This window comes from Paenibacillus sp. MAHUQ-45, assembly GCF_058133325.1.
Map to the genome: position 1 here is coordinate 171,458 of NZ_JBYUPV010000011.1, position 26,909 is coordinate 198,366.

A 26,909-nucleotide genomic window follows, 5' to 3' on the forward strand; every position below is an offset into this window, starting at 1 on the left:
GATAGAATCAACTGGACAGCCAGAGATTCGAGTTAGAGCGCTAGGTATGCGTTCTCTTGAGTCTCTGGTTTTTTTATTGGCGTAAAAAAGGGGGGATGGAACTTTAGCCGATCAATCCAGCATGAGCATACATAACTAGCGGAGTAATGAGTCTACTGGACAGCCAGAGATTCAGCAGGTGATGTCATAGCACCACCTGCCTGAGTCTTTTTGCTGTTTCCGCTGGAACCCAGCTTGAAGGAATGGATATACACGTACTGCTCAAGACATGTTTTCGAAGCCAAATTGTTTTTCGCAAAACGCACTAAAAATAAGCCCGGAGGCGACAGGCTTAACCGTCTTGTCTGCCTGGCCCAGGGCGCAAAGAAAAGGATGATTACTCTTATGAAAAAGCTCACTATTTCGATCGTTACTGCTGCTGTAGTCTTCTCCGCTTTGACTTATGCCGCCGTATCGGCCAATCAGAAAAAACCGGAAGCTGCGCCTGTCCAAAACAATACCACCGCTGCAACCACTGATACCGCCTCCGCTGCAGGCACACAGACAGCTGTGCAGACTGTAGCCGAGACCGTTCAACCGGAAGCGACTCCTGCGCCAGTCGCTGAAACTGTGCAGGCTGAGGCCACTGCCGCGCCTGCCGAACAGGCCGCTACCGCAACTACCGACCAAACCGCTGTGGCTAATACCCAACAGCCACAAGCAACTGAAGCACCTGCGCCAGCACAAGCCGCACAGGTGAAGACAGCTTCTGCACCAGCTGCCGAAGCAGCAATCGTGACCACCGCCGCTGTCAAAGTAGCTGCGCCAGCACAAGCCACTGCTGCACCTGCCGCACAAACTGCACCGGCACAGCCGCAAGCAACCACTGCACCTGCAGCCGCAGTAGCGCCCGTGGTCTCCAAGACCACACCGGCAGCTACCACTGCTCCAGCAGTGAAAGCCGCCCAACCGACGGCAGCACCAGCACAAGCTCCAGCTGTTGAAGCTAAAGCTAAAGCCACTGCTGCACCGGAGCCTACAGCTGCTCCAGCCAAGAAAATCACCTTCTCCACGACCGAAGTGGTGAAAGCCAAGGCTACCGCTGCTCCAGCTGCGGAACCCGTTCATTCCAAATCAAGCGCTTCTGCCCCAACAGAGAGTGTGCAAGCTCCGGCACCTGCCTCTGATCAGGCACCAGCACCTGCACCTGCTTCGTCATCTGATGAAGAAGTATGCCCTTGATTACTGCATCATCGCCGCTGAGCTAAGCTCCAGCCAACTATATTTTCAGAAAACGACAGAAATCGAGGTGCAAATTCAATGGCCATCAAGTTCAAGCCAAAAAAAATCGTGAGTCTGCTGCTGGCAGCCTCCCTGGCGGTCCTGCCTCTTCAGGCAGGCCGGGCAGCGGCTGCTGAAACAACCGTTTCTACAGCTGCTACTCCTCTATCTACTTTTGATTATTTCAGCAAGGTATACCCGAAGTTGAACGATCCGAACCATGTCTATAAAACAGCAACTTACGAGGACATCGTTCATTTGTTTGAAACCCAAGGCACCTATGCCGTTCTGGTAGGCGGTTCATGGGATGAGAATACACAAGCAGATATCGGCTTTATCAATGAAGTTGCCAAGGATTACGGCATTTCTACTATTTATAATTTTGATACCAAGCTGGATGGCGATACACTACAAATCGCAGATACCAATAACAAATTCGCGTACAAGTACGTAGATCTGGTTAACAAGTATTTGACGAACCTGAATGTTTACGATAAAAACGACCCGGCGCACAATGTGAGCTATACAGCCAAGAACGGCAGCACAGTCTCGGCGAACAAAATCGAAGCACCGTTCCTGTTTGTCTACAACAAGGACAACAAGGATGCCCAAGGCAACAGTGCTCCAATTGTCTCTTACCTTAATGACAGTAAATCCTGGTCACAGTTCCAAACTAACGGAACCCTTGATCAAACCAAGGTCAACGCCTATAAGGACCAGGTTCGATCCGTATTCGCCAAAGCTGTGAAATACGATACGATCAATGAATCGGAGTATATCAAAGCTGCATTTAACAAGAACTATGAAGGAGAGAATCCGGGCAAGCCAACGATCTTTACCCAGGCTGACGGCGATCTCGTCTACGAACATGTTACCTATCATCAATTAAAAGAAATCTTGTCCAGCGACGGCAACTATGCCTTCCTGTTCGGGGGTTCCTGGTGCCCGAATACCCAGGCCGTCATTAAATACATTAACGAGCAAGCCAAGAAGAACAACATCAAGAAAATATACCTGTGGGATACAAAGCTTGATTCCGGTGTGACGGTAGGAGTGCCGAACAACAATAGCGGCAATTCCTCCAAAGATGGAAATCCACACACCAATAATGAGCTGCAAGTCCGGGACACCAAGCATTCTTATGCTAAACTGTATGTTGATCTCGTAAACAATTATTTGACCAATATCAAGACACAAGACAACACAGCAACTCCACCTAACACAATTAGTTATGTGGATCAAAATGGTACGCAAATCTATGGAGATCGTCTGCAAGTTCCTTATTTCTTTACCTACAGCAAAAACAATAAGGATGACAACGGGCAACCAGCTCCCATTCTTGGACACATCGAATTGATGTACAGCTGGACAAATATCCAGCCCGATAACATCAGCAACGGTTACGCTATCGGTGCAAGATATGGCTTCTACCTGAACGCGTTAGATAAAATTTTCTCCAGACTGGAAGCCATCCCAACCGAACTGTCAGCGGTAGCGCCAACTTCGACCACCGCGAACGACGGACAGATTACAGGCGTTCTGAACAAATCCCTGGAGTACAAACGCGCCGATGAGGCTGACTACAAACCAGTATCCGGTGAAGCCATTACTGGGCTGGCACCAGGCACCTATCAGGTAAGATATGCCTCCAAACCGGGTTATCAAGGTCCAACTAATGCAGCAGGAGCAACTGCAATCCCGTATAAACCGGGTCAAGCCATCGAAATCGTCGTACCAGCTTTTACACACCAGCAAGCAGCACCAACTGAACTGATCGGCGTAGCTCCTACAACACCTGCCAATAATGACGGGCAAATTACAGGAACCAATTCAGCTCTGGAATACAAGCCAGCCGCTGCTGCTGATTACATTCCAGTGACTGGCGAAGCTATCACAGGGCTCGTGCCTGGCTTCTACGAAGTTCGCTATGCCGCCAAGGAAGGCTACAGTGCCAGCCCTGTAACTCGCGTTGAGGTACCTGCATACGGCGAGCAGGCGGCACCAACCGGACTGGTAGGCATTGCTCCTACTTCACCTGCCAATAATGACGGACGTATCACCGGAACTACACCTGCACTGGAATACAAACTGGCGGGCGTAACCGATTATGTCTATGCTACAGATGTCCAAATTACAGGGCTTGTGCCTGGTACTTATAACGTTAGATACGCAGCCAAGGAAGGCTTCAAAGCGGGCAGAGCAGCCGATGTAATTGTGCCAGCCTATACCGCAGAGCAAGCAGCGCCGACCGGCCTCACCGGTATCGCCCCTACTTCATCTGCCAATAATGACGGACGTATCACCGGCACAACGCCAGCACTGGAATATAAACTGTCCACTGTTACTAATTATGTATACGCCACAGATGTCGAAATTACAGGACTTGTGCCTGGTACTTATAACGTGCGATATGCTGCCAAAGAAGGCTACAAAGAAAGCCCTGTAACTGATGTAGTCGTACCGGAGTACAAAGCACCAACCGGTGGCGGAGATACCGGTCCATCAACTGGCAGCAACTCACCTGCACCGACTCCAGTTAGCAGTCCGGCACCTACTGCCAGTGCGGCACCAGTTACTAGTGCTCAAGGAAATACAATCATCGCTTCTAAAACAGCGGTTGCTACTACTGATGAATCTACGGGTGTTACGACAGCTTCCATTACAGCAGCTGATGTAACGGAACTTGTAGAGAGTGCTAAAAAAGCAGAAGCCGATGGAAAATCGGCACTGCTAGAAATCAAGGTTGAGACTACTGCTAAGACTCAAACCGCTGAGCTAACCATTCCAAGAAGTGCGTTCAATGCAGTTGCTTCCGGCACAAAAGCTCAGGTTAAGATTAACTATGCCAACGTGGGAACGATCACTTTGGATGCCAAAGCAATCGCTAATATCAGCGGAGCTAAAGATGAGGGCGATATCCATATTCGGATCGCCAAGGTTTCACTCACCGACGAAGGTAAAGCTGTCCTTGGTGACAGACCCGTCTACGATCTGTCTGTCAAAGCAGGCGAGCTTGCTGTTGCCAGCTTCGGTGGAGGTAAAGTGCAGATCAGCGTTCCTTACAAACTGCAAGCCGGTGAAGAGCCGAATTCTATCATCATCTACCATATCAATGAGTCGGGAAGTCTCGACAATGTACGTGGCAAATATGCTGCGGGAACTGTGGATTTTGTCACTACTCACTTCTCCCAATACATCGTCGCTTACAACAAAGTTGACTTCGCCGATGTTGCAGCAACTGCATGGTACAACGATGCCGTTAGCTTCCTGGCTGCCCGTAGCATCACGTCTGGAACGGACGACAGCCACTACAGCCCGAACGCCTCGGTCACCCGCGGACAGTTCACTGTTCTGCTGCTGAAAGCCTATGGCATTGATGCCGACGAGAATGCTGCCGATAACTTCGCTGACGCCGGAAACACGTATTACACCGGCTATCTGGCTGCTGCCAAACGCCTAGGTATTACCACAGGTGTCGGCGAGAATCAATTCAAGCCTGACAGCAAAATCACACGCCAGGAGCTATTCACGCTACTGTATCGTTCTCTGGATGTCTTGGGAGAGCTCCCAGCGTCTAAGAATGGCCCTGCTCTGTCCAGCTATAGCGATGCCAGCCAGATCGCAGACTACGCCAAAGAAGCCCTGCAGGCTCTTACAGCCTCTGGAGTCATTGCAGGAAACAACGGCAAGCTTAACCCTGGTAGTGTATCTACAAGAGCAGAAGTAGCACAGGTACTGTTTAATCTCCTTTCCAAGTAGTGCCCACCCCGCTCTTTATCCTCTAAAAAAGCCTCTGGACCCTTTTTCATAGGGTTCCGAGGCTTTTCCTTTTCTAATCCTAATAGGTTGCGAGCTGTGATTGCATCTGTTCTCCTGTTCTTAAAAACAGCATTTTACCGTTGCTTTATATCTACGAAATTATCCCTATTTCCGATTCAATGTTTGTTACAATCGTGTTGCTTGGCGACTCACTTTGTGTCTTATGATGTGTTTTAATAGTTGGTTTCGTGCGAGAAATTGGGTCATTTGTCGGAGATGTGAACCTCATTTCCTATTAAAAGAGTATGTATTAACATAACACCATTTGTTAACAAAAATCCCTTTTACAGAGCCATTTCCAACGTTTTTTGCCCATCATAATCTTTATATTCCAATATAAGGGTTGAAAATCTACTAAAATATTTTTTATTTTCATATAGATTTTACATTTTACCAGTGGTAAAATCTTCTTAACATTTTTTCCTACTAACTTGGGTGGAATTATTTTTTTGAATTCATAGGAAAGGAGAGTCTGCCGCGATTTCGCCGAGAAGCCGGAAAAAGTATATTTTGAAAAATCATTATGAAAGAGGGGATTTTTTTGGAGTGGGGCAAATTATCTCGTAAACTATCACTGCTGGCACTTGCCGCGGGAGTGACGATCAGCACGATTCCCGGAGGAGTTTCCGCAGCAGGAGCAGCGCAACCTAAAATCGGCCAAAGCGTACTCTCATTGGTTCAAAGTTCTCAGAAAACATTCATCTCGCCTCAGATCAATACAAAATCCACAGATGACATTCGCGTCATCGTACAACTTAGCGGGCAGCCGGCAGCCGTCGGCAAATATGCAGCGAAGCAAGGTATCTCCTCGCTAGCTTCCACAGCCACCGAAGCCGCAGTTAACAGCCAACAAACCGATGTCCTGAACAAAGCGTCTAAGGCTGGACTGGACCTTGAAGTCAATTACAAGTACAACACGGTACTGAACGGTTTTGAAGTCACAATTCCTGCGAATGAAATCCCTGAGCTGGCTAAAATTCCAGGCGTTATTTCCATCCATAAGAACAGCACCTGGTATCCAGTGCCTGTTGAGCAGGCTGATGCAGCCATTCAGGATGCAATCGTTCCGAAAAACGACAAAGGCCCTCTGAAGCAGATCCACGCAGACTGGGCATGGGATCATGGCTTTACCGGTGAGGGTCTAAAAGTCGGCGTAATTGATACAGGCGTAGATTACACCCACCCTGACATCAAAGATGCATACAAAGGCGGATATGACTCATTCTACAATGATGACGATCCTTATGAAGAGCTGCCGAATCCCAGCAAGAATTTCCCCGGCACCTCTCATGGCACACACGTTTCCGGTACTATCATCGGACAATTCGCTAATACCCAAGGGGAAGTTGCCCAGAAGGGTGTAGCGTACGATGCCGATCTCTATGTGTACAAGGTTCTCGGATACAATCCAGCCAACCCTTCTTCCGCTTCAGGCTCATCCGCACAGGTTATTGATGGCATCGAACGCGCTGTCAAAGATCATATGGACGTTATTAACCTATCGCTTGGCTCCGATGAAGAGAAGGATGTAAATTCTCCAGATGCCATCGCTATTAACAACGCTGTGCTTTCGGGCGTTACAGCGGTAATTGCTAATGGTAATGCTGGGCCAGGTCAATATACCCTCGGCTCGCCTGCCACTTCCCAATTGGGCATTTCTGTCGGAGCAGTAACTAGTCCAAGCAAGCAGTATTCCGGACATTTCACTCCTGAATTCGTAGGAGATACGGTTTCAACTGCCACTTACAGCACTTATGGTGACTTTAAAGTGATGGCTTGGGAGCTTGGCAAAGAAAACTTCGCAGACATTATCGGCACCGATCCAGTTGATGTAGTATACGCAGGTCTAGGCGCTGAAGCAGATTACCACGGTGTAACTGATCTGAACGGAGCAATTGTCTTGTTATCTCGTGGACAGCTGGCGTTCACAGATAAGATCGCCAACGCTAAAGAGCGCAACGCTAAAGCGATCGTGATCTTTAACGGCAACGCTGATGCAAACGGAGCTGTCGATTTGCGCGAAAGCATTGCTAACCGTGATGATTATATCAATTCCCTTCTTGGAGACGGTTTTGATAACATCCCAACCTTCGATATCAAAGGTAAAGAAGGTCGCGCTCTAGCGCGTGGAATCCTCAGTCACCCAGGTACAAAGGTTCAATTCAAATTTGATTCCGATTACCATCCCCAAGAAGACAAAGGCGATGTGCTTGCTAGCTTCACATCTTGGGGTCCAAACGCTGATGACAAACTGAGTATCAAACCAGATGTTACCGCACCGGGAGTGAGCATCCTATCCACATATCCCGCCTACGGCAAAGATGATCCTAACGTCTCTTACGCCAGAGCATATGAGCGTCTAAATGGTACAAGTATGGCCACGCCACACGTTGCCGGACTGGCGTTGCTGATCAAGCAGGCTCATCCCGACTGGTCACCATTTGATATTCGCGCAGCTCTGGCTAATACCGCTGAGCCTAACGAAGAGTACGATGTTTTCCAACAAGGTGCCGGACGTGTAAATGTAGAAGATGCTATTTCGACTAAAGCACTGCTACAAGCCCTTGAGCCGATCACCATTCTGGACAAGGACTACAATCCACAAAATATTATCAACTATAATTCTTCCGCCAGCTTCGGGACAGTTCTATCCGGACAATCCGTCTCCAAAAATCTGCAACTCAAAAATACAGGCAGTGAGTCCCTGACCTACTCCGCTTCTGTTGAGTGGCACAATGCTGATCATGACGGAATTACTGCCTCTCTGAGCAGCAGTGATATCACTGCCGCCGGGGGTAAAACAACGACCTTTAACCTAAATCTAGACTTAACAAATCCAGTCAAAGGGAAGTTCTATGAAGGACAGGTTAACCTGACTGCCGATGGTGTTCCTACCTTGCATTTACCATTCAGTCTGTATGTAGTAGATGATCTTCCAGCCAATCCATTTGGCATTCAGGAAGTGAAGTTGACCAACCCTAAGATTACTCCTAATGCTACCAGCAAACAAACTACTGATCTTTCATTTAGATTGTCAGCTAAAAATACAAATTATTATGAAGTGGATCTTATCAATCTGGAAGACCAACAGATCGGTATTCTTGATGCACGGACTCCAGTAGGAGCCAATCAACTATTTGCACCTGGACTCTACAGTCTGAAGGGCATTGACGGAACTTATGTTGCAGTTGATGAAGACGGCGTACCTCTCGAAGACGAGAATGGTGACCTTGTTATTAAGAAACTGGACGATGGCGTATATAAAATCAACATTGTAGCCGCTCAATTGAAGAACAATAGAGTCGTTAATGATGCACAAGGCAATCCTATTTTGTACAAAGCCTATACATCTTTCCGAGTGGATAATACCCCAGGCACGGATAATGGAGGCGGAACTCCTTCTCCTTCTCCTTCTCCTTCTCCAACAACAACACCTACACCTAACGATGGCAGTGGAGAAGGCGGCGGAGAGAGCGGTGGAACTCCTTCTCCTTCTCCTTCTCCTTCTCCGACAGCCACACCTGAGTCCAACACCGGTGGTAGCAATGGAGGCGGCGGTGGAGGCGGCCCAGTTGCCACACCAGCACCATCTGCAGCACCTGCTCCAGCTAGCGGCGCTGCCAATGCAGTCATTGACCAAAGCTTGAAGCAAGCGCCTGTGAAGGCTGCTGTAGCCTCCAGCAATGGCGTAGCAACCGTTACGGTAACTAACGATGATCTGAAGGCAGCCATCGCCTCTGCTTCGGCTTCTCCGGCAGCGATTGTGATCAATGTTCCGGTAACCGCCGATGCAACTGCTAAAGTAGCTCTGACTGCTGAGCAAGTGAAGCTGCTCACTGGTGCACCAGCGAAGAGTACAATTATTGTAAATGCAGCAGGTTCTGCATTCGCCTTGCCAGTAAGCCTGCTGACTGGCGGTGCAGCCGATGCCAATCTGGATCTGATCATCAAGAAAGCGGATGACCAATCCTCCAAATTCTCGACAAGCGCTGGATCAACAGTTATTGGCGCTCCGGTAGCCTTTGAAGCTAATTGGACTACAGCTTCCGGAAGCACAACTCTGAAGGTACCTAATAATGTCTTCATTAAGAGATCCTTCACAATTCCAGGCAAAGTTGAACCTAACACAGCTGGCGTACTGTTCGAAGCGAACGGTAAGATTACTCCGGTATCTTCCGTGTTCAAAGTACAAGCAGACGGCACGACTCTCGTTACGGTTAGCCGCCCTGGGTTCTCGGTCTACGCTGCGGTGAGCCGCCCTGTTACTTTCAGTGACATCGCCAACTCCCCAGCTGCTGCCGATATTACAGCACTGGCTAACAAACTGATCATTGAAGGCACTTCGGCAACAACATTCTCGCCGAAGAGCAACTTGACCCGTGCCGAGTTCACAGCGCTGCTGTCCCGCTCGCTCGGACTACGTTCTAGCTCGGCTTCTACCTTTACAGATGTGAAGTCCTCTGACTGGTATGCAAATGATGTTGCTGCTGCTTCCGAGGCAGGACTGATTCTGGGAATCGGCAATGGCAAATTTGCCCCGAGTGCCCAAGTTACGCGTCAAGAACTTGCTGTTATCCTGGCAAGAGCCGTGAAACTGACAGGTGTGGAGCTGAAAGCCTCCAATCCATCATTCACGACTTATGCCGATAGCACCAAGATTGCTCCATACGCTAAGGATAGCGTGCAATCCTTGTCTACTGCTGGTGTTATTAGCAGCGAAGTCGGATCAAGCTTCAATCCGACAGCAGCAGCTACTCGCGAGACAGTTGCAGCTACCTTGCATCAATTGCTGAGCAAAACTGGCCTGATCGACTAATCCAGGCCAAGTCAGACATTAAACGCCCGTCCACTTCCCAATAGGGATTTGGACGGGCGTTTCTTTTTCACAGACAAAGATATATGGCTATTCCCCTGAACAAACAACTACCTTCCACTCCGTTCCTTAGGAAGAAGCTTGTTGCAGCCTTTCGTTCAGCATAGCGAATAATGATTGCAGCTTGTCTTGGGGAACCTCACTATAATTGTCTCCGATACTCACTTCATAATACGAAGAGAACTCATCTACTTCCCTTACATAAGAGGTGAGTCCAATCCCCGTGGCCTGATAAAGATCGATTAATACATCCTCAACTACCGTTTTGGGCAGGGATACATGTACATGGAACATATTCGACACTGGCACTACCGGAAGCGTAGTGATCGCATGGCATTGATTGTATAAAACGGCCAGCTCCTTAGCCTCTTCATAATACTTCTCCATCTTATGAACTCTTTGTTTAAAATAAAAATTGGCAGGGATGATATAAGGGTACAAGCTGATCAAGTCCCCGCCATGCCGCCGCTTCCATACCTTCGCTTCCGCTGTGAAACTCGCTGCGCCAGCCAGAACAGCTCCGGCAATCCCACCGATCCCTTTATAGACAGAGATGTACACACTATCGAACAGCGCACAAACCTCAGCAGCACTCTTCTGATAATACGGTAAAATCTCGAACAATCTTGCGCCATCCAGATGAAGATGAATTCCCTTTTCCCGGCAATAGGCAGAAATGGCTTCAAGCTCTCTATAATCCGGCAACTGCCCACCGATCTCACGTTGAGGCAATTCCAATAGCAGACAAGCAACCTCCTCCGGCATCCCCTGAACATCTTCAAGCGTAATTAAGCGATTCTTATCAGCGAGCAGCACAGGTTCGATATGATGCAGTTTCTTCAAACCATCTTGTTCATGAATCTCCAAGTGACAGAGCGGATGATAGGCCACCTTGCTCAAACCTTTGCGGTCACACCATATTCTTAAGGCAATCTGTTGTGCCATGGTCCCACTTGGAAAAAACACCGCCGCTTCCTTCCCCAGCACTTCTGCCATATCCGTTTGAAAATCCTCAATGATCTTTCCAGTTCCATATATATCGGAATCGAGGTGACCCTCCATCTGCTCGAAAACTTCTTTCAGCACCTGCACATTCCGTTTACCGTGAGCCGGCAATTGAAAGGCAGCTTCTTTAAAGGCTTCTGCTAATGACAGCTTCTCTTGCATGAACTTTATTGCTCCTCTCAGATCTAGTAGATCAACGAATCTTGGCTACAAAAAGACCCAAATACTCTTTCAAAGCCAGCCCTGTAGTGCTAACCGCCCCGGCATTGGGTGATAGTTTGGCAGGGTAAAAAACGAACTTGCTATCTGATACATAATCGGTTGGAAAAGGCTGCACCGAGAGCCCAGCTTGGCCAAACTCTACCACCGCCCGTGGCATGTGGAATGCAGAGGTCACGAGTACTGGGTGGTTAAATCCGTGTTCCTTCAGGATGAGCGCCGTATTAACCGCGTTCTGTTTGGTATTCAGTGAGCTATTTTCGACAAGAATGTCGCTCTCCGCCACTCCAAGGCCGAGTAGTTGCCGTTTTGCAATGTTCGCTTCATTGCCGCTATCGGCGAAGACCTGACCTCCGGAAAACAGAATTGGCAAGCCAGTGGCCCTATGCAGCCGTACGGCGGTCAGCAATCGGTTCGCTGCTGAACCCAGCATATTACCCTTGCCATTCAGATCAGGCGTTGTAAGTGTGGCCCCACCGCCAAGAACAACGATAACATCTCCCTGTGCAGCCTCTGGCTGCGCATATTGCCGCTCCAGCCCGCGTATGAATAGATCGCTGACAAGTGATGTAGAGGATAAATAGAATAACAAGGTAACGACGAGTAGGAATAACGAGACCCTTCGTTCACGTTTCCACAACCAGATAATCGGCACCAGAAGCAGCAGCACGAACAGTCCCGGTGGGAGTACGAAGCTATAGACAAATTTAATTAGATAAATCAGACCGATCACACCTCCTAACCGGGGTAAACCCAGTTTGAACTATGGCCCCTTGCCACACGATAATTATAACCGGACACCCCCCATACTTCACACCTTTTCGTCCCTTGGATAGGGCTTCGCCCAGTTTCCCGAACTTTTTTCGATCCCCTCATCACATAAAACCTGACATATTTTCGAAAAAACCATTCTAACAGCAAGATATAAATAAAAAATCGCCCTATTACGTAATAAAATATTACATATATATCGAAGAATATCATCAATTATGGCCCTGATAATAAAAATAGATCATATTATATGTCATATAACATAACTGGTAGCGCTTTATTTTTGAAAATAGGTATTGATTATTTCGATTTAATCCTCTATGATAATGACATTGGAGGAACCAAAAGTTAAAGCACTTTAACTTTTGTACCGATAACACTCCTAATTCTTAATTTTCACAGCTAATTTACGAATTAAAGTTAAAGCGCTTATACTTTTAAACCAGGAAGGTTGGTGTGGTCGTGATCAATAGCGAGAGCCGGCGGCAGACATTCTTTATGTATTTGTTTATTTCTCCTTGGTTAATCGGCTTCTTTATTTTCGCTCTGTATCCTATTCTGTCATCGTTTTACTACAGCTTCACTGATTATGACATTATTCATCCACCTGTGTTCGTCGGTCTCGCCAATTACAAAGAGATGTTTCACAATGAACTGTTCTGGAAATCAGTAGTAGTCACTCTCAAATACACTTTCATTGGTGTACCGATTCAACTGCTGCTCTCGCTCGGTTTTGCACTACTGCTCCACCAAACGATTCCGCTCCGTGGCTTCTTCCGAACAGCAATGTATTTCCCCAGCATGGTATCCGGTGTAGCGATGTCCCTCCTGTGGTACTGGATCTTTAACCCGCAGATCGGATTGTTCAACTACATTCTTTCCTGGTTCGGTATTCAAGGTCCAGCCTGGCTAATGAATCCGGACACCGCACTGTACGCACTGATTATTATGTCCTTCTGGACCGCCGGTTCCGGGATGATCCTCTTCCTTGCAGGACTGCAGGGTGTACCTTCAAGCCTCATTGAAGCTGCAAAGCTGGATGGCGCGGGACGTCACCGGATCTTCTGGCACATCACACTGCCAATGATCTCACCAGTAATACTCTTCCAATTGATTATGGGTCTGATCGATTCTTTCCAGGTATTCACTCAAGCCTTTGTTATGACTCAGGGCGGTCCGAACTACTCCACCTGGTTTTACGTCTATAACCTCTATACCAGCGCCTTTAAAGAATATCGTGCCGGTTACTCCTCGGCCCTGGCCTGGGTACTGCTGATCGTAGTCATGCTGTGCACAGCCCTAATTATGAAGCTGTCCAACCGTTATGTTCACTATGAAGGAGGCGTACGCAAATGAGCACCATCCCAAGCATTACGCCCCGATCATCGGGTTCACGTTCACGCCGAAAGGCTGGGCCAGTCAAGATTATCAGCTTCATTACTTTGGTCATCACAACATTCCTGATGCTGCTTCCCCTGTTCTTCATGGTCTCCACTTCGCTCAAGTCCAAGAAGGAGATGCTGAAGTTTCCACCTACCTTCCTGCCGGAGAGCTGGCAGTGGAGCAACTATACGGAGATTTTTGACACCCTGCAATTCGGAACACTCTACAAGAACAGTCTCATTATCGGCGTCCTTAGTGTCATCGGTACCCTGATCTCCTCAGCCCTGGTAGCTTACGGATTCGCCAGATATAGAGGAAAGAGCAATCAGTTCTGGTTCATGATGCTGCTCAGTACAATGATGCTGCCTTATCCGGCGATCATGATCCCGCAGTTTATCCTATTTTCCAAAATGAACTGGATCGACACCTTCCTGCCATTGATTGTCCCTGCATTCTTCGGCTCGGCGTATAACATCTTCCTGCTTCGCCAATTCTTCACCACGCTCCCGGAAGAAATGTTCGATGCAGGTCGAATCGACGGCTGCGGGGAACTGCGAATGTGGCGCCAGATTGCCCTTCCACTCTCTGCGCCGGCACTGGCAACCGTGGCGATCTTCGCCTTCATCTATAGCTGGAATGATCTGCTCACACCTGTACTTTATTTAAGCTCATCTGAGAAATTCACACTTCCCGTCGGCATGGCCTCTCTGACTTCATCGCGGTTCCGCATTCCGCCTTGGCATCTGTTGATGGTAGCCTCTGTGCTGGCTATGGTTCCTATCGTGACACTATTTGCAGTAGCACAGAAGCAGTTCGTGGAAGGGATTGTACTTACAGGCATTAAGTAATAAACCGCCTACTCTGGCGGAATCATACACTGAATCCTGGAGGGATTAGCTCATGAAGAAGAACAGGAACAACGTTGTATCTCTACTCACGGCAAGCTTGCTGCTCCTTACGACACTATCAGGCTGTAGCGGCGGAAAATCGGCAGGAAATGTAGCATCAGGGCCCGATAACGGTTCCGGCGGCAAGGGTGAACCCGTGACGATTACCTATTACACTATTGATTCAGAGGACCGCACTTTTGTTGAGAAATTGATCCCCGACTTCGAGAAAGAGCATCCGAACATTAAGGTGAAAGTGGAAAAAGCGCCTTATGAGCAGTTTGACAGCAAGCTGCAAACGCTGATTGCCGGAGGCAAGTCGCCAGACGTTACAAGCCACTACGGTTACGGCGGGTTCGCCGAATACTACAATAAAGGCATGCTACTTGATCTGACTGATCTGATTAAAGAAGAAGGCTTCAACGCCAACGATTATCATATCCCTGAGAACCTGATGAAGATCTACAAGGTTAAAGACCGCACCTACGGCATTCCGGTGAATATGTATGTGACTCTCATGCTGTACAACAAGGACATGTTCGATGCAGCGAAGCTGGAATATCCGCCAAGCGACTACGAGGACAAGAGCTGGACGTTTGACAAAATGGTCGAGGACGCCAAGAAGATGACTGTCGTCTCCAGCGACATCTCCAAAACACAGTACGGCGTAGACTTCACTTGGTCTGAACGTGATATGCGTCCGCTCTATTTCGGAGCTGAGCCGTATTCCGAGGATACTTGGACCAATGGCGGTGTTCCCTCTGAGACTCATTTTGACTCCCCAAAAGTCATTGCAGCCTATCAAAAGCTGTTCGATCTCGTGTTCAAGGATAAGGTCTCCCCTACCTCTGAATGGAGCAAAAGTGTGGCCGGACAGAATGGTGATCCGTTCGTAGCAGGCAAGATCGGCATGTCTGTGGGCGGTTCGTGGAACCTTGCCGGTTCCAACGATTTTCCGTTTAAAGTCGGCGTAGCTGCAGTGCCATGGGGTGGCAATGACAAGGTACGCAGCACCCTGTTTGTTGACCCACTGCTGATTCTGAAGGATTCCAAGCATCCTAAAGAAGCTTTTGAATGGATTAAATTCCTGCTGGGTACCGAAATCCAGGAAAAATCTATTGAGCTGAGCGGCGGCAACCCGCCGGTCAATACAGAAGCGGCTGAAGCCTACTACAAGCATTTTGACGGCATTGATCCTGAAGATGTGAAGAAGGTGTACGAAGGGGCTGTGAAGTACGGCTATGAATCCTACAACCATCTGATCACCCACTACTCGCAAATCAATGACATGTTCATCAATGAAATGCAGCCTGTGGAGACTGGACATAAGACGCTTGAAGAGGTTATGGGCACCATTCAGAAAAAAGTGACCGAGATCATCAAACGTTAATAGCCCGCATACCGTCCCGGAAGGGGCGGTATCCTTGCTTGGAATCTTATTGTTTAGCGGACCGACTCTCCACCCTGTATACTAATGGTAGATAATACATTCGGAAAATCTGCTGCAAGGAGCACAAGACATGAAAGTGAGCATATTTGATGTAGCCAAAAAATCCGGTCTGTCTGTCGTGACGGTATCACGGGTGTTGAACGGCGCTGACTCGGTACGCGAGAAGAATCGGCAGAAAGTGCTGGATGCGATCAAGGAGCTGGATTACCGCCCCAATGCGGCTGCACGCAGCCTGGCTAGCGGAAAAACGGGGATTATCGGCCTCGTAGTAACCACCCTGCACGACTCGTTCTTTGACGCTGTTGTTAAGGAACTGAATGAGGTACTGGCGCTGCATGGCTATTTCCTGGCAATCGCCATCTCCAGAGGTATTGAATCTGATGAGGATCACTATCTCATTCAGGAAGACCGGGTAGACGGTATGATTCTGCTCTCGCCGATCGGAGAAGAGAATTATATCATGCAGTTGAAACGACGCGGCATCCCATATGTACTGATTGATAATCAGGAGCCAGAGAATGATACCTATTCGATCACAATCGACAATTTCAAGGGTGGCTACGCGGCAGCAAGCCATCTGTTGGAGCTCGGGCATACGTCTATCGCGCACCTGTGCGGACATGAGATGTTCCGCAGTACACGGGAACGGCGCAACGGATTTGTACTGGCGCTTCAGGAAAAGGGAATCACTCCTTTTGAAATCGTACAGGGTGATTTCGAAATCGAATTTGGCTATGACACTTGTAAACGCTGGTTAAGCGAAGGAAAATTGCCTACCGCCGTATTCACCGGTGACGACAATATCGCCCTTGGGGTTATCAACGCGCTGATGGAGGCGGGGATCTCAGTACCGGAGCAGGTAGCCGTTGTCGGCTATGATGATCATTACATTGCCTCACAGCTTCGTCCGCATCTGTCGACCCTTCGGCAGCCTGCGGACAAAATCGCGCAGGCTGCAGCAGATATGCTGCTGCGGCGTATCTCTGGCAAGATGAAGCGCGGGTCCGGGGTACGGATAGATCCTGAGCTGATCATTCGCGAATCTACAATCTCCAGCTAGGCTGACATCCATTCGCTGATCGGCCGCAGTCTTTTTTCTATAATATATATTCACTTAGGAGTGAAGACCATTGACTTACTACTTGGGACTCGATGGGGGAGGAACCAAAACCTACGCCCTGCTCAGCGATGAACAGGGCAATGTACTAGGGAAAGGCAAGAGTGGCAACGGCAATCATCAGGTGGATGCCGCCCGGGCAGCTAGTAGTATTCGTGAAGCTACGTTCGGCGCTTTGGCGGATGCCGGGCTCAGCTTGGACGACATTCAGCACGCCTATCTGGGATTGGCGGGTGCCGACCGTGATGCCGATTATGAGATTTTGCACCCGATCATCCGCGATATCGGTTTTACCAGATACACCATCAATTGTGACACCATGATTGGGCTACGAGCAGGCACTAACCGTCCATATGGTGTTTCCCTCATCTGCGGTACAGGTACCAATTCTGCTGGCCGAAATCTGCATGGACAGCATTATCAGTGTGGTGGCTTCGACTATATGTATGGTGATTTTGGCGGCGGAGGCTCGCTTAACATTGAAGTGTTCCGATCTGTCATCCGGGCTTGGGACGGGCGGGAACAACCGACTCTCCTGACTGCCCCGCTGCTAAAAATGCTAGGGTATGAGAGTGTAGAGCGCATGTTCAATGATTTTCTAGACCACGGGAAGCACGTGCCTACAGATGCTGCCCGCCTGCTGTTCGAGGCCGCAGCGGAGGGCGATGCTGTTGCTCTGGAAATCCTGCATCGGCAAGGTGTCGAGCTGGGCAAATCGGCTGCCGCTGTCATCCACCGGCTAGGCATGGAAAAGGACATCTTCGATGTCGTGCTAGCCGGAAGCCTGTTGACTCGCGGAGACCGGGGCTGGATTCGCAATCCCATTGAACAAGCCGTAGCTATTGCGGCCCCACAGGCAACCGTGGTCACCCTAACTACCGAACCGGTGGTTGGTGCAGTATGGTCAGCCATGGAAAGTGACGGGATGACGATCAGTAGTGAAGTCTATGACAAGATGAAGGTTTTTCAGGAATTCGAATCCATTAAACAAACTACCAGACAGGAGTGATTATTATGACAGCTAATCAAGGACTGAAAATCGCCGTCATCGGCGGAGGCTCATCGTACACACCGGAACTCGTAGAAGGATTCATTCTTCATCACAAGGAACTACCTATTCGTGAGCTATGGCTGGTGGACATTGAACCAGGACTGCGCAAGCTGAACATTGTCGGCAACCTCGCCAAACGGATGGTTGAGGAATCCGGACTCCCGATCGAAGTCCATCTGACGACAGATCGCCGCGCAGCCATCGCAGGTGCTGATTTTGTCAGCACACAGATGCGTGTCGGTATGCTGGATGCCCGTGCCCGCGATGAATCCATCCCGCTCAAGTATGGGGTTATTGGTCAGGAGACCACCGGTCCCGGAGGCATGTTGAAAGCTCTGCGCACGATTCCTGTGATTCTTGACGTCTGCCGCGATATTGAGGAACTGGCTCCGAACGCATGGCTGCTCAACTTCACCAACCCGGCGGGAATGGTCACAGAAGCTGTCCTGAAATACTCCAATGTCAAAAGCATCGGCCTATGCAACGCTCCTATCGGCCTGATCAAGCAAGTCTCCTCCAAATACAACGTAGCCCCAAATCGGGTATACGCCGAATTTGTGGGTCTCAACCACCTGCACTGGATTACCCGCATTGATGTTGAGGGCGAGAACAAGCTTGATGAAATGCTAGCCGATACAACTGCGTACAGTGCCAAGAATGTGCCTGCCCGAGAATGGAATCCAGAATTCCTGCACTCTCTTCATGCTTTGCCTTCCTATTACCTGAAGTACTTCTACATGACCGATGCTATGCTGGAAGAACAGTTGGAATCCTTTAAGCAGGGCGGCAACCGTGCCGAGGTCGTAAAGCGTGTGGAAGAAGAGCTGTTCGAAATCTACAGCAACGTGGAGCTGAAAGAAAAGCCGAAGCAGCTCGAACAACGCGGCGGCGCTTTTTATTCAGAAGCAGCTGTCAACCTGATGCGCTCATTGTATAACGGTGCGAATGATATCCAGACGCTGAATGTCGCCAATAACGGTATTCTGGATTTTCTGCCCGATGATGCCAGCATTGAAGTGAACTGTGTCGTCACGAAGAACGGACCACTGCCACTTCCACTGACAGCCGTTCCGCCAATGGCTAAGGGACTCATTCATGCAGTTAAAACCTACGAGCAGCTGGCAATTGAAGCCGCTGTGACTGGCAGCCGTGAGCTGGCCATTCAAGCACTGGCCCATCATCCACTGGTTCCATCCGTGGAAGTGGCCATTAAGATGTTGGATGAAATGCTGGAAGCCAACAGGGAGTATCTGCCTAATTTTTTCGCTAATGAGGCCGTATCCTCCAAACAATAAATGAACTTGATCCGATAGAAAAAGCTGCCCCAACGCGGTCAAATCCGCGAGTGATGGGGCAGCTTTTTTTCACATGTGCTAGTAAAGACTCTTGATAAATCAAGGGTGAGCATTGTGGAACTTATCTTCGCGATTGTTTAATCACTCAACAACCCCTCTGTTCAACATTCGTTCTCTAACCTCTGTTACAAGCCAATCTCCTGACCCACCGAAGGCTGATGATGCCTGTTCACAATAAATAATAATGAAGCTGTGGCGCACAGGCAGAAGAGGATTAGGTACAGAAACTTTGCACCAAGATGGTCCGTGACGACACCTCCGACCGCATTTCCGACAATGCCACCGAGGCCCCAGGTTACTGCTGCATAGACCGTCTGCAATGTTGCTTTGGTCCCTTCTGCGGCATAACTCTGAACCACCTCTACAGCTGTCCCTGCGGCAAAAGCAAAGGCAACACCATTCAGCAGTTGAACCGCGAGCGTAAGCGATACATTAGAGAACAGGAACATGACAAGATATTGACTGCCATAGATCGCAGCGGCCAGGCACAGCAGTGGGTATCTTCCGATAGCCTTGCTAAGCCGAGTGGCTACCCAGAACATCGGCACTTCAATAATGGCCGCGATGGCGAAGGCGCTGCCGATCCAGCTTTTATTGAAGCCCATTTCCTTGAAGTACAGTGGTAGAAAGTTCAAATTAATAGAAGCTGACATCATCATTAACGTACTGGTGACTACAAATATCATAAACGGCTTATTACGAACAACCTCACCCATTTGTCCGAAGAGCGTCACCTTTCTGCTGCGGGACACTTTCGTTGTGGGCAGAAACAGAATCGTCACGCAAACGATCAAACTAATGACTAAATAATAGACAAAAATATGACTGTAACCGAATCGCTCATACAGAATTCCTGTAGTGAATGTACCTATGGCATAACTCAAAGCTCCGAACAGCCTCACGTTACCGAAAGAAAAGCCGTCACGGCTGGCAATTTCCACCGCGAGCGCATCGCCCACCGGACCAACAGAGGATTGAAACCAGGCAAAGAACAAAGACAGGATAATGATCCCGGTCAATCCTTCCATCAAGTTAAACCCAAAGCCCAGCACTGCGGCAAGGATCGAAGAGATCAGCATGATTCGTTTGGGATTGCCCAACCGGTCGTTAATGAGCCCCATAACCGGCTGAGCAACCACACTTACCAGTGCCCATAAGGACAGAATCAAGCCTACGGCAGTGAAGCTGAAGCCTCTCTCACTGAAATACAGACTTGTATACGGCATCAGAACAGACATGGCCAGGTAATATAAAAAATAATAGCTTGATAATGTCCTCACGAATGACACTGCTCCTCTTTCTTAACGATCTTCTTCGATTTCTGCACTCCAGCCGAGCTGTCTGCACATCTCGTGCATCTTGCGAAGATCCTGTCTGGCCTCAATATGTGTCAATCCGAGCGACATCGCCTTTTCAGCTGCCAGACGAAGTACATACACCAGTGTGTCGGCCTGTGCCTCCTTAGCCGCAAAGTCTAGTAATACCAACGTATCGCCACGGACTCCAGCACGCAGATATCCCCAATAGCTGCCATCGAACTCCCTGAGGGTGAACATTTCTCGATCCTCTATCACACCAAACTCCTCCAGTGGTGTCTTCAGGTGTTCCAGCCACTCACTCTCCGAGGAGAATTGAAGGGTGTACTGTGGAGTGTTCCATTGGATCGTCTGGGTCGCCAGATCAGTAAGCTGACTATCATTCTGAAGCGGCACCCACTTCTCCACCGGATGATCCAGCTCATCTGGAACCTTCACTGTGATCTTCCATGGTCTATACTCGGTCTCAGCACCAATGGAGTCCAGAATTTCAGGAACGCCTACGGCCTGAAGCCCTTTTTGCTTGGCGATACGGATAAGCTGTCTCAGACCCTCTGGTGATCCTGTCGCGATATCATTGCTATGCATGACTACAATCGTGCCATTCTTCAGCTCCGGCTCGACACGTGCCACAATCTCCTCTGCAGAAATCCCGGCCCAATCGCCCGAATCCACACCTTCAATATCCAGATACCCGCCCCAATCGGCTAGCCAATCCAGATTCTCCTCACGGAACGAACAGTACGGAAAACGCATGAAGCTGGGACACGCCAGACCGGTTGCATCCTGATATGCCAGCTCGGTCAGTTTTAACTGCTCCAGAAACACTGGTTTCGGAACCTGAGCCATCCGCCGGTGATGGTAGGTATGGGGAGCGAGCACATGCCCTCTGAACAGAATCTCCCGCGCCTTGTCCGGGTGACGATCCATCCATTCTCCTGTGAAGAAAAAGGTGCCTACTGCGCCCTCTTCCTCCAGAACATCCAGCCACAATTCAAGTGGAAGCCGGGAAGGCCCATCGTCAAACGTAAACGCGCAAATCGCCTGATTGGTATCTCCGCTCCAAACCGCCTTAGCTGACATATTGCCGCCTCATTTCTATGGGTTATATACATTTATTATAGTGGAGAAATGGGTAATTTCCCATGAATTGTTGGGCTGTTCACCACTACTTTCATCGAAAGCGATGTTAATGTCAGGATATGAATATGGACTCATTGCTGCAGTTCTTGCAGGGACAGCCGGGATACAGGGCTGCATCGTTTTTTTCTCCGAACACCCCGCTATTACAAATAGAAGGAGAACTGTACTGATTAATAAATTTTTTTCTTCACTTTCTTCCTGAATCCCATTTTTTTGGATTATTAACCCATTAATTATGAACCATAGATGCCCTGTAAACATAGTACTGATGTAACAAGCCAAAAATAGTTGTCTGCACAGGCAACCTGTCATGAATTGAGTACTATAAAGTAAATCAAATAAATGGAGGTGATTCACTATGGGTAGTTCAACCAAGATCCGTAAGCAGGCACAGAAGCTTCAGGGCCGGCCTGTCTGCATTACCCTGCACAATGGACGTTCATATGTAGGATGGATAACCGGACTTGAGAAAGAAGCCTTGATTCTCTCCAGACCAAGCAGACCTGCTTCAAGAAGACAAACTTACAAGAAGACATCCCCCCGTAAAAAAGCTGGAGTCTCAGGCTTCTTCCCCATATTCGATCCCTTTACTGGTCCGCCTAACGCCGCCAGCATTGCCACGGCCGCTGAAGCCGGAACAGAGGCGGCAACAGCAGCAGGAGGAGGCTTCGGCCAGATGGGCTTATTCGGCATGATTCAACGCACCATGCCACTGATGAAGACGGGCTATAATATGATCAAAACAATCCAACCTTTCCTTGGGGAACTAAAATCCTTTATGAAGTGAAGGATTAGGATTGGCTGTAATTTTCTGATTTAAAGACACCTTTACAAGTATTTTTCCTCAATATTATTTTTTTAGCAAAATTAGTAAATAAGACTCAGTATTTTTTAAAATTTTTATATATAATAATTTTAATTCCATAAAAAGTACACATTAAAACAAAAACACCCTCGTCCCCACTTTATCAGTGGTTGCGAGGGTGTTTCGCCATAGCATAGCAACAGTCGAATAAGTCAATTATTGCTGTGGTACAAGAACCGAAATGGCACTCTTACCAATGAGATTGCAGGACAGAACTTCTTGTCCTTGCAGCTTGATGCTGACATTTTGAGCTTCGTCGCTGTCATTGAACAAGACGATACCAACGGACTTGTCCGGGTTGGTGAAAGCCACCGAACGGACATGCTCTGCGCTGGCAGTCGATGCAATACGCTTAGCGCCTGGACGGATAACCTTACTGAAATGCGCCAGCGCATAGTAATCCAAGGTGTACTCCAGTTCACCGGTCTGCTGATTAATTAGCAGGATGCCGCGGCAGGTGCTTTTGCCAAAGCCCGGTACTGTCGGACCATTCTTCTCATCAAGCGCCATGTTCCATAGAATAAAAGACTTGCTGTGATTGCGGAGAATTTCAATTCCCGTGCGCATTACGTTAGAGAATGCTTCCTCAAATGGCGGAATCCACTCTCCACCGGAGCCTTCACTGAAGTGTACTTCCTTGTCCGGGAAGGCTTCGAGCACTTCACTTTGAGCGGATGCCTTACCGCCGTACCAATGCCAGGCCACCCCATCCACACTATCCTTGGCTTGCTCCATTACGGTCAGCGGATAATCCGGCCGGTCCCAATTGTGATCGTAACTAAGAATTTTAGTATCCAGTCCACTCTTGATGAAGCTCGGTTTCAGGTGATTCTTCACGAAATCAGCCTGTGCCTCTGGCAGCATCAGCATGCTTGGATAGTGAGCCGGCTCATATAAAGGCTCGTTCTGCGGGGTTACCGCATAAATATGAAGACCTTTATCCTTATAGGCCTGAATAAACCGCACAAAATAATCGGCATAAGAAGAATAGAACTCTTGTTTCAGTTCCCCGGTCTTCATGGAGCCACTTGTCTTCATCCATGCTGGCGCACTCCAAGGTGAAGCAAACAGCTTAATCGCTGGATTCAGCTTCAAAGCCTCTTTTACTAGCGGAATGACATCCTCCTCATCATGAGCAATGGTGAAATGCTCCAGTGACGGATCAATCTCCCCTTCCGGCCTGTCGTCATAGCTATAGAACATTCTGGCATAATCCGAAGCACCCATCGGGTTTCTCAGAACGGAGAGTCCAATCCCTTCCTGGGCATCGAACAAACGAGTCATAGCTTCTGAACGCTGCTCCGCACTCAGTACCTGGTGAATCAGATAGGCAGATGAATCGGTGAAGGAGGCGCCAAAGCCGTCCATCTCTTGATAGGTTTGGTTCCTGTCCAGGTTAATTTCCGTATGTCCCGCTTCCTCTACAACTGGAGTCAAGGTCTCCACGGTCCGTTCAACGAACAGATCTCCTTCTCCCTTGGACTCATAAATGATAAGTTCAGTCATCATTATCCCTCCAGACTAGTGTACAGTTTGTTGACAACCCTGCCGGTAACGAAGGAGGGCCCCTTCAATAGGGGCACCTTCGTTAGATCAAACTTATTTCATTCCCAGCTTTTCTTTGTTACTCTGCATTTTCTCGCTGCGAATCTCTACGATTTTAGACCAATTATTGTCGTCAAGGACCTTCTTGTAGGCATCCAATGTTTTGTTGAAATCATCATCGCTCTTAGAGCGGATCAGGCTGACCATTGTGGAATACCAAGTCGTGTCGATCGCTGTCAAAGAACGTGCTTCCGGTGTACCTGGGTCCGGATTGATATTTTCCAAAATGAAGTGTGGTGTCAGCTTGCCTTTACCCCACTCTTGCATCTGACGGATAGATTCTGGGAAGGAATCATCGCTAAGGGCCTTGTAACGGTCATGACCGAAGAAGATAAACTCGCCGATCCGGTACTCTTTTTTATACTTATCTGCATTGTTTTCCTGAAGATCTTTGATTGCTGGCAGGAACTCCACCTTACCATCGGCATTCTTCTTATACGTCTCGCCTTCGATACCGAAGTTCATCAGCATTTGACCTTCGTCACTAAGCAGGTAGGTGAAGATTTGCATTACTTTCGCCGGATCTTTAGCCTTCTTGGTGATGTAACTGATCATCCAGCCGGTAATACCAGTCTGGTTAAGGAGCGGCTGGTTGCCAATGGTGCTCTGAGGACCATCGATAGCGATGTACTCTTTACCCGGGTTAGCACTCATGAATACTTGCAGGTTACCACCTTGTTGTGGTGTACCATCTAAGTATATAGCAGCGTATTTACCGGATTTTACTTTCTCATCAAAAGCAGTACCGTCGTCTGCAAAGCTATCGTCACTAATATCACCATCACGATAGATGGTATTAAGCGTTTTCAGCCAAGTCAAATAGCTTTCGTCCAGGTTGCGGTTATAGAACTTGCCGTCCTTATCTTCCAGCGGTACGCCCAGGTAATCCTGGAATCCATCGCCCAATGAGCCAGTGCCGTTGCCGATAGCATTGAAGCCGAATGGCACCAACGAAGGGAATTGGACTTTGATTTTATTCATAGCTGCGACAAATTCTTCAGGTGTCTTCATGCTAGGCTTGCCGATTCCTTCATATACATCCTTCCGGATAATGAAGGCTTGTTTAGCAGGAATATCGCCGCTGTCGTAATCAGCCTGTGTATTGGAGTAGTCTGGATATCCGTATGTTTTGCCGTCTTTTTGCTGGAACCATTTGATGGTATCTTGAGCGGCTACTTTATTGAAGTATGGATCATATTGCTCAGCCAGGTCGTTCAAAGGCCAAGCCCAAGTGGATGCCTTCTGCGCTACCGCCGAGTTAGAATCGAACACTGTAATCACGTCCGGCATGTCGCCTCCGGCAAAGAAGGTGTTCAGCTTGGAATCATCACCGGTAATAAATTTAATGTTGATGTTCAAATCTTCTTTAATCTTCTTCGTCACCAAATCCTTGCCAAAATCGGTATTCCACCATTCTGCGTTCACATACCAGGTTAGGTCAGTGGTCTCTTTTTTCGTATCCAACTGCCATGCCGGGGTATCTGCATTTGGCGTGTAACGATCACCTAGTGCTGGCAATTCGCTGCTTGCCGAGTTTGATCCACCTGAACCACCACATGCGCTAACGGTCAGGGCAACGGCCAGAAGAGCCGAACCCAGTTTAATTCCTTTTGCAAATCTCTTCATGTTAGTAACCTCCATTTTGGTAAATACACATGTCTTGCCTATGTAAGATGAATTTAAGAAACCAACGTAAGGCTCGGTCGTTACTACGGTGAATGTTTGGACTTCCGGTCGCTGTTGTCCCCAGATTTCTTATTTGTTAACCGCCTCTAGCGGTTGAAATCCGGAGACAAAGGCGATCGCTATCGCTCCTACAGTTCCAAACTTTCCCCTTCGTTCCTTCTCGCTTTTTGTTACTTTCTCTTATTCATCTTATATAGCTAGAAAGCTTACTCTTTAACAGCGCCGAGCATCATACCGGAGATAAAGTATCTCTGCAGCAATGGATACATGATCACAATCGGCAGGGTGGTAATGACAATGGTCGCGAGTTGAACCCCTTTGGTAGTGGTTTCAATCATGACTGAGCCAATATTCTGCATGGACTGTGTCTGAGACTGCACGATAACCTCATACAGCTTCATCTGCAGCGGATACAAGGCTTGGTCCGTGATATATAACTTTGTTGTCATAAAGTCGTTCCATTGTCCCACCCCGTTGAACAAGGCGATGGTTGCCATAGCCGGCATGGACAGTGGAATGAAGATCTTCAGGAACACCCGCCATTCGCCCGCACCGTCGATTTTGGCGGATTCTTCAAGGGCGTCCGGTACATTTCGGAAGAAGTTCATCAGGATGACAACATCGTAGTAACTGAAGAGCGCCGGGATAATGTACACCCAGAAGCTATTCAATAGACCCAAAGATTTGATCAGCAAGTAAGTAGGAATCATACCGCCAGAGAAGAACATGGTGATGACACCCATGGCAACATACAACTTACGGCCGCGAAGATGCCTTTTACTAAGCGCGTAACCGACCATCGCACAGAAGAAGACGTGAGTGGCTACACCAATCGTTGTTTTGGCCACGGAAATAAAGAAGGCCTGCCAAATGCTGCTGTCCCGAAACACAGCACGATAATTCTCGAACGAGAACTCTTTACTCCAGAAAATAAAGCCACCCTCTGCCAACGCTCGTCCGGAGCTGAGCGAGGAGATAATAACATTCCATAACGGGATCATAATGACCAGTGAAACAATTACAAGCACTGCAATGTTGAAGGCATTAAAGATCCGACTGTCCAGATCTCCCTTTATCGCCTTTCGATTCATGGAAAATGCCTCC

General features: G+C 48.5%; 17 protein-coding genes. 10 read left to right on the forward strand and 7 right to left on the reverse strand.

All coding sequences use genetic code 11. From position 1 onward, the window contains the following. Nucleotides 1-384: 384 nt before the first annotated feature. From AC3Y23_RS22225 to AC3Y23_RS22235, 3 genes are all read left to right on the forward strand, one after another. Nucleotides 385-1,221 (forward strand): hypothetical protein, encoded by an 837-nt coding sequence (locus tag AC3Y23_RS22225; protein WP_379203123.1) that lies wholly within the window; start codon nucleotides 385-387, stop codon nucleotides 1,219-1,221. A gap of 78 nt (nucleotides 1,222-1,299) precedes the next feature. Then, nucleotides 1,300-5,019, forward strand: coding sequence for an S-layer homology domain-containing protein (locus AC3Y23_RS22230; protein ID WP_379203125.1), 3,720 nt, complete (start codon nucleotides 1,300-1,302; stop codon nucleotides 5,017-5,019). A gap of 601 nt (nucleotides 5,020-5,620) precedes the next feature. Next, nucleotides 5,621-9,895, forward strand: a complete 4,275-nt coding sequence (locus AC3Y23_RS22235; protein ID WP_379203127.1) for a S8 family serine peptidase — start codon at nucleotides 5,621-5,623, stop codon at nucleotides 9,893-9,895. Nucleotides 9,896-10,021: 126 nt separating this feature from the next. On the opposite strand, the gene AC3Y23_RS22240 is transcribed toward AC3Y23_RS22235, so the two are convergent. Both AC3Y23_RS22240 and AC3Y23_RS22245 read right to left on the reverse strand, forming a co-directional pair. Continuing rightward, complete coding sequence (locus tag AC3Y23_RS22240; RefSeq protein ID WP_379203129.1) at nucleotides 10,022-11,119, reverse strand: threonine aldolase family protein; 1,098 nt, start codon at nucleotides 11,117-11,119, stop codon at nucleotides 10,022-10,024. A 31-nt stretch (nucleotides 11,120-11,150) separates the two neighbouring features. After that, the gene (locus tag AC3Y23_RS22245) at nucleotides 11,151-11,900 is read right to left on the reverse strand and encodes a YdcF family protein (RefSeq protein ID WP_379203201.1); all 750 of its coding nucleotides are present in this window, start codon (nucleotides 11,898-11,900) and stop codon (nucleotides 11,151-11,153) included. A 545-nt stretch (nucleotides 11,901-12,445) separates the two neighbouring features. On the opposite strand from AC3Y23_RS22245, the gene AC3Y23_RS22250 reads away from it, so the two are divergent. The 6 genes from AC3Y23_RS22250 to AC3Y23_RS22275 all read left to right on the forward strand — a co-directional run bounded on the left by AC3Y23_RS22250 (nucleotide 12,446) and on the right by AC3Y23_RS22275 (nucleotide 19,130). Then, nucleotides 12,446-13,303 carry a carbohydrate ABC transporter permease gene (locus AC3Y23_RS22250; protein ID WP_379203203.1) on the forward strand — a complete coding sequence of 286 codons (858 nt, stop codon included), beginning with the start codon at nucleotides 12,446-12,448 and terminating at the stop codon, nucleotides 13,301-13,303. Beyond that, nucleotides 13,300-14,178, forward strand: a complete 879-nt coding sequence (locus tag AC3Y23_RS22255) for a carbohydrate ABC transporter permease (protein ID WP_379203131.1) — start codon at nucleotides 13,300-13,302, stop codon at nucleotides 14,176-14,178. The genes AC3Y23_RS22250 and AC3Y23_RS22255 overlap by 4 nt, the downstream gene beginning before the upstream one ends. A 52-nt stretch (nucleotides 14,179-14,230) precedes the next feature. Then, nucleotides 14,231-15,607 (forward strand): ABC transporter substrate-binding protein, encoded by a 1,377-nt coding sequence (locus AC3Y23_RS22260; protein ID WP_379203133.1) that lies wholly within the window; start codon nucleotides 14,231-14,233, stop codon nucleotides 15,605-15,607. 130 nt (nucleotides 15,608-15,737) lie between these two features. Further along, nucleotides 15,738-16,727 carry a LacI family DNA-binding transcriptional regulator gene (locus tag AC3Y23_RS22265; protein WP_379203135.1) on the forward strand — a complete coding sequence of 330 codons (990 nt, stop codon included), beginning with the start codon at nucleotides 15,738-15,740 and terminating at the stop codon, nucleotides 16,725-16,727. A gap of 70 nt (nucleotides 16,728-16,797) precedes the next feature. Further along, nucleotides 16,798-17,793, forward strand: coding sequence for an N-acetylglucosamine kinase (locus AC3Y23_RS22270; RefSeq protein WP_379203137.1), 996 nt, complete (start codon nucleotides 16,798-16,800; stop codon nucleotides 17,791-17,793). Between the two features lie 5 nt (nucleotides 17,794-17,798). After that, nucleotides 17,799-19,130, forward strand: a complete 1,332-nt coding sequence (locus tag AC3Y23_RS22275) for a 6-phospho-beta-glucosidase (protein ID WP_379203139.1) — start codon at nucleotides 17,799-17,801, stop codon at nucleotides 19,128-19,130. 185 nt (nucleotides 19,131-19,315) lie between these two features. On the opposite strand, the gene AC3Y23_RS22280 is transcribed toward AC3Y23_RS22275, so the two are convergent. Beyond that, nucleotides 19,316-20,470 carry an MFS transporter gene (locus AC3Y23_RS22280; protein ID WP_379203141.1) on the reverse strand — a complete coding sequence of 385 codons (1,155 nt, stop codon included), beginning with the start codon at nucleotides 20,468-20,470 and terminating at the stop codon, nucleotides 19,316-19,318. Nucleotides 20,471-20,491: 21 nt separating this feature from the next. Then, the gene (locus AC3Y23_RS22285; protein ID WP_379203143.1) at nucleotides 20,492-21,589 is read right to left on the reverse strand and encodes a polysaccharide deacetylase family protein; all 1,098 of its coding nucleotides are present in this window, start codon (nucleotides 21,587-21,589) and stop codon (nucleotides 20,492-20,494) included. Between the two features lie 418 nt (nucleotides 21,590-22,007). Here AC3Y23_RS22285 and AC3Y23_RS22290 point away from each other — a divergent pair, with 418 nt between their 5' ends. Then, on the forward strand, nucleotides 22,008-22,436 hold the full coding sequence (locus tag AC3Y23_RS22290) for a hypothetical protein (RefSeq protein ID WP_379203145.1): 429 nt from the start codon (nucleotides 22,008-22,010) through the stop codon (nucleotides 22,434-22,436). Between the two features lie 234 nt (nucleotides 22,437-22,670). Here AC3Y23_RS22290 and AC3Y23_RS22295 read toward each other — a convergent pair whose 3' ends face one another. The 3 genes from AC3Y23_RS22295 to AC3Y23_RS22305 form a co-directional block, all read right to left on the reverse strand. Next, nucleotides 22,671-24,020 (reverse strand): glycoside hydrolase family 30 protein, encoded by a 1,350-nt coding sequence (locus tag AC3Y23_RS22295; protein WP_379203147.1) that lies wholly within the window; start codon nucleotides 24,018-24,020, stop codon nucleotides 22,671-22,673. A gap of 93 nt (nucleotides 24,021-24,113) precedes the next feature. Beyond that, nucleotides 24,114-25,745 carry a type 2 periplasmic-binding domain-containing protein gene (locus AC3Y23_RS22300; protein WP_379203149.1) on the reverse strand — a complete coding sequence of 544 codons (1,632 nt, stop codon included), beginning with the start codon at nucleotides 25,743-25,745 and terminating at the stop codon, nucleotides 24,114-24,116. Nucleotides 25,746-26,011: 266 nt separating this feature from the next. Then, nucleotides 26,012-26,896: a carbohydrate ABC transporter permease gene (locus AC3Y23_RS22305; RefSeq protein WP_379203151.1), complete on the reverse strand. Its 885-nt coding sequence runs from the start codon at nucleotides 26,894-26,896 to the stop codon at nucleotides 26,012-26,014. Nucleotides 26,897-26,909: the final 13 nt, after the last annotated feature.

Excerpts from the sequence above, each read along its gene's own strand:
- AC3Y23_RS22230 (WP_379203125.1), top strand. The coding sequence starts at position 1,300 with ATGGCCATCAAGTTCAAGCCAAAAAAAATCGTGAGTCTGCTGCTGGCA.
- AC3Y23_RS22225 (WP_379203123.1), top strand. The coding sequence starts at position 385 with ATGAAAAAGCTCACTATTTCGATCGTTACTGCTGCTGTAGTCTTCTCC.
- AC3Y23_RS22275 (WP_379203139.1), top strand. The coding sequence starts at position 17,799 with ATGACAGCTAATCAAGGACTGAAAATCGCCGTCATCGGCGGAGGCTCA.
- AC3Y23_RS22285 (WP_379203143.1), bottom strand. The coding sequence starts at position 21,589 with ATGTCAGCTAAGGCGGTTTGGAGCGGAGATACCAATCAGGCGATTTGC.
- AC3Y23_RS22255 (WP_379203131.1), top strand. The coding sequence starts at position 13,300 with ATGAGCACCATCCCAAGCATTACGCCCCGATCATCGGGTTCACGTTCA.
- AC3Y23_RS22260 (WP_379203133.1), top strand. The coding sequence starts at position 14,231 with ATGAAGAAGAACAGGAACAACGTTGTATCTCTACTCACGGCAAGCTTG.
- AC3Y23_RS22305 (WP_379203151.1), bottom strand. The coding sequence starts at position 26,896 with ATGAATCGAAAGGCGATAAAGGGAGATCTGGACAGTCGGATCTTTAAT.
- AC3Y23_RS22250 (WP_379203203.1), top strand. The coding sequence starts at position 12,446 with ATGTATTTGTTTATTTCTCCTTGGTTAATCGGCTTCTTTATTTTCGCT.
- AC3Y23_RS22265 (WP_379203135.1), top strand. The coding sequence starts at position 15,738 with ATGAAAGTGAGCATATTTGATGTAGCCAAAAAATCCGGTCTGTCTGTC.
- AC3Y23_RS22240 (WP_379203129.1), bottom strand. The coding sequence starts at position 11,119 with ATGCAAGAGAAGCTGTCATTAGCAGAAGCCTTTAAAGAAGCTGCCTTT.
- AC3Y23_RS22295 (WP_379203147.1), bottom strand. The coding sequence starts at position 24,020 with ATGACTGAACTTATCATTTATGAGTCCAAGGGAGAAGGAGATCTGTTC.
- AC3Y23_RS22290 (WP_379203145.1), top strand. The coding sequence starts at position 22,008 with ATGGGTAGTTCAACCAAGATCCGTAAGCAGGCACAGAAGCTTCAGGGC.
- AC3Y23_RS22300 (WP_379203149.1), bottom strand. The coding sequence starts at position 25,745 with ATGAAGAGATTTGCAAAAGGAATTAAACTGGGTTCGGCTCTTCTGGCC.